10 protein-coding genes and 1 tRNA gene are annotated in these 11,162 nt (G+C 72.6%); 9 read left to right on the forward strand and 2 right to left on the reverse strand.

Annotated features, from left to right (window positions below; translation table 11 throughout):
- The 5 genes from J4557_RS48485 to J4557_RS48505 form a co-directional block, all read left to right on the forward strand.
- Window positions 1-118: integrase core domain-containing protein (locus J4557_RS48485; RefSeq protein WP_208268587.1), on the forward strand; the 118-nt coding region annotated here is incomplete at its 5' end.
- Window positions 119-164: 46 nt separating this feature from the next.
- Window positions 165-611: a molybdenum cofactor biosynthesis protein MoaE gene (locus J4557_RS48490; protein WP_208274684.1), complete on the forward strand. Its 447-nt coding sequence runs from the start codon at window positions 165-167 to the stop codon at window positions 609-611.
- 28 nt (window positions 612-639) lie between these two features.
- Window positions 640-1,689, forward strand: coding sequence for a YlbL family protein (locus J4557_RS48495; protein ID WP_208274685.1), 1,050 nt, complete (start codon window positions 640-642; stop codon window positions 1,687-1,689).
- A gap of 49 nt (window positions 1,690-1,738) precedes the next feature.
- Window positions 1,739-1,812: transfer RNA gene (locus tag J4557_RS48500), tRNA-Met, on the forward strand.
- A gap of 330 nt (window positions 1,813-2,142) precedes the next feature.
- Complete coding sequence (locus J4557_RS48505; protein ID WP_208274687.1) at window positions 2,143-3,705, forward strand: acyl-CoA synthetase; 1,563 nt, start codon at window positions 2,143-2,145, stop codon at window positions 3,703-3,705.
- Here J4557_RS48505 and J4557_RS48510 read toward each other — a convergent pair whose 3' ends face one another.
- Window positions 3,706-4,800 carry a PucR family transcriptional regulator gene (locus J4557_RS48510; RefSeq protein WP_208274689.1) on the reverse strand — a complete coding sequence of 365 codons (1,095 nt, stop codon included), beginning with the start codon at window positions 4,798-4,800 and terminating at the stop codon, window positions 3,706-3,708.
- Between the two features lie 100 nt (window positions 4,801-4,900).
- On the opposite strand from J4557_RS48510, the gene J4557_RS48515 reads away from it, so the two are divergent.
- The 3 genes from J4557_RS48515 (at window position 4,901) to J4557_RS48525 (ending at window position 9,166) form a co-directional block, all read left to right on the forward strand.
- Entirely contained in the window at window positions 4,901-5,815 is a 915-nt protein-coding gene (locus J4557_RS48515; protein WP_208274690.1) for a proline dehydrogenase family protein, read from the forward strand.
- A 76-nt stretch (window positions 5,816-5,891) separates the two neighbouring features.
- Window positions 5,892-7,523: an L-glutamate gamma-semialdehyde dehydrogenase gene (gene pruA / locus J4557_RS48520; protein ID WP_208274691.1), complete on the forward strand. Its 1,632-nt coding sequence runs from the start codon at window positions 5,892-5,894 to the stop codon at window positions 7,521-7,523.
- Window positions 7,524-7,678: 155 nt separating this feature from the next.
- Window positions 7,679-9,166 carry a serine/threonine-protein kinase gene (locus tag J4557_RS48525; RefSeq protein ID WP_208274692.1) on the forward strand — a complete coding sequence of 496 codons (1,488 nt, stop codon included), beginning with the start codon at window positions 7,679-7,681 and terminating at the stop codon, window positions 9,164-9,166.
- Window positions 9,167-9,215: 49 nt separating this feature from the next.
- Here the strand turns inward: J4557_RS48525 and J4557_RS48530 are convergent, their stop codons facing one another.
- Window positions 9,216-10,418 carry a cytochrome P450 gene (locus J4557_RS48530; protein WP_208274693.1) on the reverse strand — a complete coding sequence of 401 codons (1,203 nt, stop codon included), beginning with the start codon at window positions 10,416-10,418 and terminating at the stop codon, window positions 9,216-9,218.
- Between the two features lie 62 nt (window positions 10,419-10,480).
- Here J4557_RS48530 and J4557_RS48535 point away from each other — a divergent pair.
- A partial coding sequence (locus tag J4557_RS48535; protein ID WP_208274695.1) for a TetR/AcrR family transcriptional regulator occupies window positions 10,481-11,162 on the forward strand: 682 nt, incomplete at its 3' end.

Genomic DNA, 11,162 nt, shown 5'->3' on the forward strand with positions numbered 1-11,162 from the left:
CAGCAACACCCAACGCACCCACCGCCTGGCACCCTGGCTGGAGTACTACAACACCCAACGCCCACACACCGCACTCGGCGGTCACCCACCCATCAGCCGCCTGTCACCAACCTCATGACCGAGTACACCTAGCGGGCCCCTCGCCGAGAGGTAGCCTGCGGAACGTGAGCGAAGACAGCGCCGCCGCCGGGAACGTCATCCGGCTCGCCGAGATCCGCGACACCCCGCTCTCCGTCGACGAGGTGTTCGCCGCCGTAGGCGACCCCGCCGCCGGCGGCGTCGCGCTGTTCGTCGGGACCGTCCGCGACCACGACCACGCCCGCGACGTCAGCGCCCTGTCCTACAGCGCCCACCCCACCGTCCGGCGCGAGCTCCTCGCCGTCATGGAGAAGGTCGCCGCCGACCTCCCCGTCCGCGCCCTCGCCGCCGTCCACCGCGTCGGCGACCTCGAGATCGGCGACCTCGCCGTCGTCGTCGCCGCGTCCTGCCCCCACCGCGCCGAAGCCTTCGACGCCTGCCGCCGGCTCATCGACGACCTCAAAACCCAGGTGCCCATCTGGAAGCACCAGACCTTCGCCGACGGCGGAGACGAGTGGGTCGGGGCCTGCTGAGGCCCCCGGTCCGCATAGAGTTCCGACCATGTCTCGTCGTGCCGCCACGCTCACCGTCGCGAGCGTCCTCGTCCTCGCGCTGGCCCTCGTCGGCTCCCTCATGCCGGTGCCCTACATCGCGCTGATGCCCGGCCCGACGAGCAACACCCTCGGCACGAACGAGAAGGGCCAGCAGGTCATCACCATCGACGGCCGCCAGACCTACCCCGACCAGGGGCACCTCAACTTCACCACCGTCACCTACCGCGGCGGCCCCGGCGGACGCATCGACCTCTTCACCGCCCTGCGCGGCTGGCTCGACCACGACACCGCGATCGTCCCCGAGGAGCTCTACTTCCCCAAGGACCAGAGCCAGAAGCAGGTCGACCAGGAGAACACCCGCCAGATGCAGGACTCCCAGCAGAGCGCCAAGGCCGCGGCCCTGCACGAGCTCAGCGTCCCCCTGCAGACCCAGGTGATCGTCCAAGGCGTCCAGAAGGGCCGCCCCGCCGACGGCAAGCTCCAGCCCGGCGACCAGGTCACCGCCCTCGACGGCGCCAAGGTCACCAGCACCGCCCAGGTCACCGGCACGATGGCCAAGCGCAAGATCGGCGACAAGGTCTCCCTCACCGTCCAGCGCGGCGGCAAGGAGACCACCCAGACCTTCACCACCGTCGCCGACCCCACCGGCAAGCGCGCCGTCGTCGGCGTCGTCCTCGGCGACCAGTACAAGTTCCCCTTCAAGATCGACATCAGCGTCGGCGACATCGGCGGCCCCAGCGCCGGCCTCATGTTCGCCCTCGCCATCTACGACAAGCTCACCCCCGGCCCCCTCAGCGCCGGCAAGTTCATCGCCGGCACCGGCGAGATCGACCCCGACGGCCGGGTCAGCCCCATCGGCGGCATCCAGCAGAAGATGATCGCCGCCCGCCGCGCCGGCGCCACCGTCTTCCTCACCCCCGCCAAGAACTGCTCCGAGGCCGTCGGTGCCCGCCCCGCCGGCCTCCGCCTCGTCCGCGCCGACACCCTCCACAGCGCCATCCAGGCCATCAACGCGATCACCACCGGCAAGGGCGCCGTCCCCGCCTGCGCCAAATGACCCGCCGATTTGGTCGAACCCCCGCCATGCAATACAGTTGAGTCATCACCGCGGGGTGGAGCAGTTCGGTAGCTCGCTGGGCTCATAACCCAGAGGTCGCAGGTTCAAATCCTGCCCCCGCTACGGGTCCTAGGGTCCGTGTGGTCGCGCCTTCGGCGCTTCCCCACGGGCCCTTCGCCGTTTTCGGGGGGGCGACCCCCCGAGCCCCCCGGTGTGGGGGCTCCGCCCCCACGCCCCCGGCGCGCGCTGCGCGCGCTTTTTGGGGCTTCGCCCCTTGCCCCCCTCGGGCTTCGCCCTCGCATGGTGGTGCGGGTTTCTGCTCTGCGCCCTCTTTTGGGGCTTCGCCCCTTGCCCCCTCGGGCTTCGGCCTCGTGCCGGAGGGCCTTGTGGCCTGCGGCTATGATCCAGATCACTGCCTCTATCAGCGGTTATGTCTGGAAAGGACGGTGGGCGATGTCGACGTCGGTCGCTAGGGCCCGGCAGCACTCCTACGGGGACCTGCTGCACCGGACGGCGCGGCGCTATCCGGGGAAGCTCGCGGTGGTCGGCGGCGACGAGCGGTTCACGTACGCGGAGTTCGACGCGGCCGTGAACCGGGCGGCGAACGCGCTGGCCGGGCGGGGGCTCCGGAAGGGCGATCGGCTCGCCCTGCTGTCGCACAACTGCTGGCAGTACGCGGCGCTGGCGTTCGCGACGGCGAAGCTGGGCGTGGTGCTGGTACCCGTCAACTTCATGCTGAACGCCGACGAGATCGCCTACATCCTCGGGCACTCGGGGGCCTCCGGGATCGTCGCCGAGGGCGCCCTGGTGCCCGTCGCGGAGAAGGCGCTGGCCGCAGCCGGTGTCGAGGGCGGCGTCCGCGGGCGGATCGGGGACGGCGCCGAAGGGTGGGAGGACGTCGACGCGTGGTGCCGCGAGGGGTCCGCCTCGGCCCCGGACGTGCTGGTGGGCGACGACGACCCGCTGCGCCTGATGTACACCTCGGGGACCGAGTCGCGGCCCAAGGGCGTCATGCTGACCAGCCGGTCGCTGATCAGCCAGTACGTGAGCTGCGTCGTCGACGGGGAGATGGCCGCCGACGATGTGGAGGCGCACGCGCTGCCGATGTACCACTGCGCCCAGCTGGACTGCTTCTTCTCGGTCGACGTGTACCTGGGGGCGACGAGCGTCATCCTGCCGGGCCCCGATCCCGCCCTGGTGCTGGAGACGATCGAGCGGGAGAGGGTCACCAAGCTGTTCTGCCCGCCGACGGTGTGGATCTCGCTGCTGCGGCACCCCGACTTCGACCGGCGGGACCTGTCCAGCCTGCGGAAGGGGTACTACGGGGCGTCCGCGATGCCCGTGGAGGTGCTGCGGGAGCTGCTGCGGCGGCTGCCGGACGTGCGGCTGTGGAACTTCTACGGGCAGACGGAGATGGCGCCGCTCGCGACGATCCTGCGGCCGGACGAGCAGCTGGAGCGCGCCGGCAGCGCGGGGCGGGCGGCCCTCAACGTCGAGACGATGCTCGTCGACGACGAGGGGAACCCCGTGCGGGCGGGCGAGGTCGGCGAGATCGTGCACCGCAGCCCGCACGCGGCCCTGGGCTACTACAACGACGAGGACAAGACCGAGGACGCCTTCCGCGGCGGGTGGTTCCACTCCGGGGACCTCGGGGTCATGACCGAGGACGGCTACCTGTCGGTGGTCGACCGGAAGAAGGACATGATCAAGACGGGCGGGGAGAACGTCGCGAGCCGGGAGGTCGAGGAGGCGATCTACGAGCTGGACGGGGTCGCGGAGGTCGCCGTCTTCGGGATCGCGCATCCCCGCTGGATCGAGGCCGTCACGGCGGTCGTCGTGCCGAGGGCCGGGGCCGCCCTGAGCGCCGACGACGTCCACGCGCACGTGCGCGAGCGGCTCGCGGGCTACAAGCGGCCGAAGTACGTGGTGCTGGCCGAGTCGCTGCCGAAGAACCCGAGCGGCAAGATCCTCAAGCGCGAGCTCCGCGGCCGGCACGCCCATCTCGCGGAGTCCTGATCACTCGTCCTGCTGGAGGTGCGGGGCGAGGGTCAGGGCCAGGTGGAGGGTGAGGCGGTCCTGGCCGTCGGCGAGGGTTAGGGCCGTCAGCTCCTCGATGCGGCGCAGGCGGTGGTAGAGGGTCTGGCGGTGGATGCTGAGGGCCTGCGCGGTCTTCTGGACGTTGCCCGCCAGGTCCAGGTAGGTGCGGGCGGTCAGGGCCAGGTCGGGGTGGTGGAGGAGGCGCTCGGTGCCCGGGGTCCGGGTCGTCTGGGTGAGAGCCTCGTCGCCGGCGGCGCGGAGGAGGCGCAGGACGCCGAGGGACGTCCAGTCGCGGGTCTCGCCGGCGGCGGCGGTGCGGGCGGCGACGCGGGCGCGGAGCCAGCCCTCGTGGACGGTCTCCAGGGTGGGGCAGGGCGAGAAGAAGCCCGCGTGGACGGGCGCGGTGCGCTCCTCCAGCAGGCGGCGGGCCCGGTCGACGACGGTGCGCGGCGACGCCGACGCCGGGATCACCAGGACGTGGTCGCGCTGCCAGACCGTGGTGAGGACGGAGTGGGGGAGCAGCCACGGGTTCAGCGGGTCGGTGTTCGGGCTGCGGAGGACGGCGACGGCGAGCGGCGGGTCGGGGACGCCGGCCTCGGCGAGCTCGTTGGCGGCCTGCGCGCGGACGTCCGGCTGGGCGGACAGCAGGTCGGCGACCTTCCAGCCGAGGTCGTCGCGCTCCCGGGCCTGGCGCGCCATGAGGAGCCCGGCGCGCTCGCAGAGGGGCATGGCCGGAGCGGCGTCGGTGATGCGCTCCTGGTCGTCCAGCAGCCAGAGGTAGCCGTAGGTGACGTCGTTCCAGCGGACGGGCAGGCACAGCCGGCCGAGCTGGTTGAGGGAGTGGTCGGCGGGGATGCGGACGGGCCCGGCGGCGCGGGCGATGCCGTAGGACTCGAACCGGGTGCGGACGGCCTCGGTCGCGCGCCGGTGCAGGATCGAGTCCATCCGGACGGGGTCGATCGTGTCGCCGTGCGCGGCGTAGGCGACGAGGTGGAAGTCGCGGTCCTCGAGGGTCGCCGGGGCGCCGAGGAGGTCGGCGGCCAGTTCGACGATCTCTTGCAGATCAGGAGCCATAAGACATATGTATGAAGAAGTCGCTGGTTGAAAGTGGCGTTTGACTATACGCGGTGACGGGGTCCGCTTCCTACCGTCGAGGTGACGTTAGGAGGCTCTGATGCTCGGTCCCGTTCTCCTCGCCGCGGCGCGCAGCGACCGCGTGCGCGGCCTCGTGACCTCCGTGCCGCTGACGCGGCGGGTCGTCGACCGGTTCGTCGCGGGGGAGGATCTGGACGCCGCCGTCCGGGCGGTCAGGGAGCTGACCGCCGACGGTCTCCGCGTGACCCTGGACCACCTCGGCGAGTACACGCGCGAGCGGGCGCAGGCGGAGGCGACCCGGGACGCCTACCTCGCGATGTTCGAGGTCTTCGCCGAGGACGGGCTGGCCGAGGGCGCGGACGCGTCGGTGAAGCTGTCGGCGCTCGGCCAGGCGCTGCCCGGCGACCTCGCGCTGGACCACGCGCGGGAGATCTGCGCGGCGGCGGAGCGGGCCGGCATGACGGTCACGCTGGACATGGAGGACCACACGACCGTGGACTCCACGCTGGAGATCCTCGGCAAGCTGCGCGCCGACTTCCCGCGGACGGGCGTGGCGATCCAGGCGATGCTGCGCCGCACGGAGGGCGACCTGCGGGACCTGGCGCACGAGGGGTCGCGGGTCCGGCTCGTCAAGGGCGCGTACGCGGAACCGGCGTCGGTGGCCTTCGAGAGCAGGGCCGAGATCGACCGCGCCTACGTGCGCGGGCTGCGGGTCCTGATGGCGGGGGAGGGGTACCCGATGGTCGGCAGCCACGACCCCCGGATGGTCGACATCGCGCGGACGCTCGCCGTCACGAACGACCGGTCCCCCGACTCGTACGAGTTCCAGATGCTCTACGGCATCCGCGCCGCCGAGCAGCGGCGGCTCGCGCGCGGCAACCGGATGCGCGTCTACGTGCCGTACGGCGCCGACTGGTACGGCTACTTCATGCGCCGCCTGGCCGAGCGCCCGGCCAACCTCGTGTTCTTCCTTCGTTCGTTCGTCTCCCGTTGATCCCGGCGAAGCCGGCCCGGGGGGCGTGGGGGGTCGTCCCCCCTCGCAACCAACACTGATGAGGAGGCCCCCTTCCATGGACGCGGTGACCACCGTTCCGACGCCCGAGAACGAGCCGGTGCGCGGGTACGCGCCCGGCAGCTCCGAGCGGGCCCGGCTGGAGGCGAAGCTCGCCGAGCTGACCGCCGAGGCCCCGATCGACCTGCCCATGACGATCGGCGGCGAGCGGCGGCTCGGCGCCGGCGCGAAGGTCGCCGTCGTCCAGCCGCACAGGCACGCCTCGGTGCTCGGGACGTTCGGGACCGCGACGGCGGACGACGCGCGCGACGCGATCGCCGCCGCGCTGGAGGCCGCGCCGAAGTGGCGGGCGCTGCCGTTCGACGAGCGCGCCGCGGTGTTCCTGCGCGCCGCCGACCTGCTCGCCGGGCCGTGGCGGGAGACGATCCTGGCCGCGACGATGCTCGGGCAGTCCAAGACCGTCCAGCAGGCGGAGATCGACAGCCCGTGCGAGCTGGTCGACTTCTGGCGCTTCAACGTGCACTTCGCGCGGCGGCTGCTCGCCGAGCAGCCGATCAGCGGCCCCGGCGTGTGGAACCGGTCGGACCTGCGGCCGCTGGAGGGGTTCGTCTACGCGATCACCCCGTTCAACTTCACCGCGATCGCCGCGAACCTGCCGACCGCGCCCGCGCTGATGGGCAACGTCGTGGTGTGGAAGCCGTCGCCGACGCAGACCTACGCGGCCGTGCTGACCATGCGGCTGCTGGAGGAGGCCGGGCTCCCGCCGGGCGTCATCAACCTGGTGACCGGCGACGGGCTGGCCGTGTCCGAGGTCGCGCTCGCCCACCCCGAGCTCGCGGGGATCCACTTCACCGGCTCGACCGCGACGTTCCAGCACCTGTGGAAGACGGTCGGGAACAACATCGAGAGGTTCCGGAGCTACCCGCGGCTCGTCGGCGAGACCGGCGGCAAGGACTTCGTGGTGGCGCACCCGTCCGCCGACCCGGACGTGCTGAAGACCGTGCTGGTGCGCGGCGCGTTCGAGTACCAGGGGCAGAAGTGCTCCGCCGCGTCCCGCGCCTACGTCCCGCGTTCCATCTGGGAGAACGGGTTCAAGGAGCGGCTCGCGGACGAGGTCGAGGGCCTCAGCATGGGCGACGTGACCGACCTGTCGAACTTCATCGGCGCGCTGATCGACGAGCGGGCGTTCGCGAAGAGCAGGGCCGCGATCGACCGGGCGAAGGAGGACCCGGCGGTCGAGGTCGTCGCGGGCGGCGCCTATGACGACTCGGTGGGGTACTTCGTGCGGCCGACCGTCCTGGTGTCCGGCGACCCGGAGAACGAGATCTTCCGGACCGAGTACTTCGGGCCGATCCTCGGCGTCCACGTCTACGACGACGACCGGTACGAGGAGATGCTCGCGCAGATGGAGTCGGTCGCCGACTACGCGCTGACCGGCGCCGTCATCGCCACCGACCGGGCCGCGATCGCGCACGCCGCCGAGGTGCTCCGCTACGCCGCCGGGAACTTCTACGTCAACGACAAGCCGACCGGCGCCGTCGTCGGGCAGCAGCCGTTCGGCGGGGCGCGGGCGTCCGGCACCAACGACAAGGCCGGCTCGGTGTTCAACCTGCTGCGCTGGACGTCGCCGCGGTCGATCAAGGAGACGTTCGTCCCGCCGACCGACCACCGCTACCCGCACATGGGCTGACGGCCCGCCGCACGTTCCGAGGGCCCGGCGGCCCGGGGTGCGCGCCCCGGGCCGCCGGGCCTTCTCGCCGGTCGCGGCGCGCGTCAGATGGACAATGGCGTTCTTCTAAACGCATAATCATGGCTCGTGACCGCACAGGCCGTCGGGAGGCGTGCATGACGGACGGGCCGCGGCTCGCCGCCGGAACGGAGCTCGACGGCCGCTACCGCCTGGAGAGCCTGATCGGCCGCGGCGGCATGGGCGAGGTCTGGCAGGCGGTCGACACCAGGCTGCGCAGGCCGGTCGCCGTCAAGGCGCTGCCCGCCGAACTGGCGGACGTGCCCGGCGCGATGGAGCGGTTCGAGCGCGAGGCGGAGGCCGCCGCCGCCCTCCAGCACCCCGGCATCACGGTCGTGTTCGACGTCGGCCGCACCGAGGACGGCCTCGCGTACCTGGTCATGGAGCTCCTCGAAGGGGAGGACCTCCGGACGGTCATGCGCCGCCGGCCGGGCGGCCTGCCCGTCGGCGAGGCGGTCGGCCTCGCCGTGCAGGTCGCCGACGCCCTCGCCGCGGCCCACTCGCGCGGGATCGTGCACCGCGACATCAAGCCCGCGAACCTCTTCGTGCTCGCCGACGGGCGGCTCAAGCTGTGCGACTTCGGCATCGCGGGCCTGGCCGACGCCGCGACGCGGCTCACCCAGGACGGCGGGTCCGTCGGCACCCCCCTCTACATGGCCCCCGAGCAGTTCCGCGGGGAGGCCGCCGACTTCCGGTCCGACCTGTACGCGTTCGGGTGCGTCCTCCACGAACTCCTCACCGGCGAACCCCCGTTCCGCTCCGGCTCCGGGCTGCCCGGCCTGCTCTACGCGCACATGAACGAGCCGCCGCCGCGCGTCGGCGCCGTCCGCCCGGACGTGCCGCCGCAGCTGGAACGGCTCGTCCTCGACCTCCTCGCGAAGGAGATGGACGCGCGCCCGGCGAGCGCCGCCGCCGTCGCGTCGTTCCTCCGGGCGGCCGGGAACGGTCCGACGGCTCCGGTGGGGCTCACGCCGCCTCCACTGGGTCTCCAGGCGCCCGGACTCCACGGGCCGACGACGGACCCCGGCATGGCGGCCACGTCCGGCACGGCCGTGCTGCCCGGACGGCCGCCCGCCGGACGGCCGGGCGTGCGGGTGCTGCTCGCGGCGGGCGGGGCGCTCGCCGTCGCCGCCGTCGTGATCGGCGGCACCGTCGCCGTCCTCGCCTCCCCGCCGGACGGCGGGGCGAGCGCCGCAGGCGGGTCCACGCCTTCGAGTACCCCGCCGGCGACCACTCCCGCCGCCTCGGCGGCCCCGTCCACGCCGACGGTCCACAAGATCGTCTACAAGGTGACGGGCAGCGTGTCGCCCGTCACGGTGATGATCTTCCCCCCGGACGGCGGCATGGCCAACCAGACGGTCAAGCCGCCGTGGAGCGCCAAGTACGAGGCATCGCGCTTCACGTTCCTGAGCGTCGGCGGCAACACGGGGATCAGGTCGGGGTCCATCCACTGCAGCATCACCCTGGACGGCAAGGTCGTCCAGGAACGGTCCGCCAAGGGCCAGTTCGCCAGCGTGAGCTGCCAGTTCCAGGACCCCTTCGGCTACGGCTACGGGTTCGGCTCCGGCGCGCCGTCGGGCGGCTGAGCCGGGGCCGCGCCGCCCGGCCGAGCGGCGCGGCGCCGTCGCGCCCGGCTCACCCGATCCCGGTCGCCGGGAGCGAGATCCAGCCGCGGGTGAACGGCGACGCGATGCGCCGCGCGTTCGCCACGTCCACGCCCGTGTGGGGATGGGCCTTCAGCAGCTCCTCCAGCGCGACGCGAGCCTGGAGTCTCGCCAGGTGCGAGCCGATGCAGAAGTGGACGCCGCTGGAGAAGCCCAGATGGCGCGGGATCTCCCGGGTGACGTCGAGGTCGCCGGCGGACGGGCCGAACTCCCTCTCGTCCCGGTTCGCCGCCCCGAACAGCATCATCACCTTCCGGCCCGCGGGGATCTCCGTGCCGCGGATCACGACCGGGCGCGTCGTCGTCCGGGCGAGCGCCTGCACCGACGCCTCCAGCCGGAGGAACTCCAGCAGCGCGTTCGGGATCAGCGAGAAGTCGGACGCGAGCCGCTCGCGCTGCGCGTGGTCGGTGTCCAGCAGCGCCACCCCGTGCGAGATCAGGTTGGCGGTGGTGTCGTTCCCGCCCGCGACCATGACGAAGCAGAAGCCGAGGACGTCCCAGTCGGTGAGGCGCTCGCCGTCCGCCTCGGCCACCGCCAGCGCGCTGATCAGGTCGTCGGACGGGTCCGCGCGGCGCGCCCGGATCACGCCGGTGAAGTACTCGAACATCTCCGCGACGGCGGCGACCGCGTCGTCCTTCAGCGCCTTCAGGTCGAACCCGTCGTCCTGGAGCGTCGTCAGCGCCCGCACCCACGGGGTGAAGCGCGCCCGGTCCGCCTCCGGGACGCCGAGCAGGTGCGCCAGCGCGAACGTCGGGAGCGGCGCGGAGAAGTCGCCGTGCAGGTCCGGGGTCTCGCCGTCGGCCGCCTTCCGCTCCATCCGGGCGATGTTCCCCCGGACGAACGCGCGCAGCATGTCCTCCAGCGCCGCGATCCGGCGCGGCGTGAACCCGTGGCTGACCAGCCTGCGCAGGACGGTGTGCCGCGGCGGATCCAGCATCACGATCGTCGGCGCCAGGCCGAGCGTGCCGATCTCGTCCGGATAGAACGTCAGGCCCTGCGCGGACGAGAACGTCCCCGCGTCGCGCGTCGCCGCCCAGATGTCCTCGAACCGCGACAGTGCCCAGAACGGCGGATCGTCGTGGCGGTGGACGGGGTCCTCGTCGCGGAGCCGCCGGTACGCGGGGTACGGGTCGGCCTGGAACGCGGGATCGAACGGATCGTAGACGTCCGCCATGGCGCGGCCCTCCGGAGGTTATAACGAGCACCGTTATTAACGCCCTCTGTTAGTATCACCGCGTGCCGAGAGACGCAAGCGCCACCCGAGACCGCCTCATCCGCGCCGGCGCCCGCCTCTTCGCCGCCGAAGGCATCGACGCCGCCCGCACCCGCGACATCGTCGCCCTCGCCGGACAGGGCAACGACTCCGCCATCACCTACCACTTCGGCTCCCGCGCCGGACTCCTCGACGCCATCCTCCGCGCCGGCGTCCAGCGCATGGAACCCGCCCGCGCCGCCACCCTCCCCGCCCTCGACCCCGCCGACCTGCACGGCATCGTCGCCGCCATCGTCGAACCCACCGCCGACGAACTCCGCACCCCCGAAGGCCGCGACTTCCTCCGCATCACCGCCCAGCTCGCCGGCCGCGCCGGCATCCGCGGCCACCGCGTCCCGCCCGTCATCGCCGGCACCGCCCTCACCCGCCAGCTCGACCTCCTCCAAGCCGCCTGCCGCGCCCGCCTCCCCGAACCCCGCGCCCTCGAACGCATCGCCGTCGCCATCGCCTTCCTCACCGCCGCGCTCGCCGACCGCACCGGCCGCATCGAACCCGGCCACCCCGACCCCACCCTCCTCGACCACGACGCCTTCGTCGCCGACCTCACCGCCATGCTCACCGATCGGGCGAGCGCCGTGTGGGGAAAGAGTGTTAAGCTTAGTTTCGTTCCTGGTGGTCCACGTACCCTCTCACAACTACTGAAAG

It is taken from the genome of Actinomadura nitritigenes, from assembly GCF_017573545.1.
Taxonomy (GTDB): Bacteria; Actinomycetota; Actinomycetes; order Streptosporangiales; family Streptosporangiaceae; genus Spirillospora; species Spirillospora nitritigenes.

What these genes read in the sequence shown, in the direction of transcription:
- J4557_RS48495 (WP_208274685.1), top strand. Translation starts at nt 640, where the DNA reads ATGTCTCGTCGTGCCGCCACGCTCACCGTCGCGAGCGTCCTCGTCCTC.
- J4557_RS48505 (WP_208274687.1), top strand. Translation starts at nt 2,143, where the DNA reads ATGTCGACGTCGGTCGCTAGGGCCCGGCAGCACTCCTACGGGGACCTG.
- J4557_RS48510 (WP_208274689.1), bottom strand. Translation starts at nt 4,800, where the DNA reads ATGGCTCCTGATCTGCAAGAGATCGTCGAACTGGCCGCCGACCTCCTC.
- J4557_RS48515 (WP_208274690.1), top strand. Translation starts at nt 4,901, where the DNA reads ATGCTCGGTCCCGTTCTCCTCGCCGCGGCGCGCAGCGACCGCGTGCGC.
- pruA (WP_208274691.1), top strand. Translation starts at nt 5,892, where the DNA reads ATGGACGCGGTGACCACCGTTCCGACGCCCGAGAACGAGCCGGTGCGC.
- J4557_RS48525 (WP_208274692.1), top strand. Translation starts at nt 7,679, where the DNA reads ATGACGGACGGGCCGCGGCTCGCCGCCGGAACGGAGCTCGACGGCCGC.
- J4557_RS48530 (WP_208274693.1), bottom strand. Translation starts at nt 10,418, where the DNA reads ATGGCGGACGTCTACGATCCGTTCGATCCCGCGTTCCAGGCCGACCCG.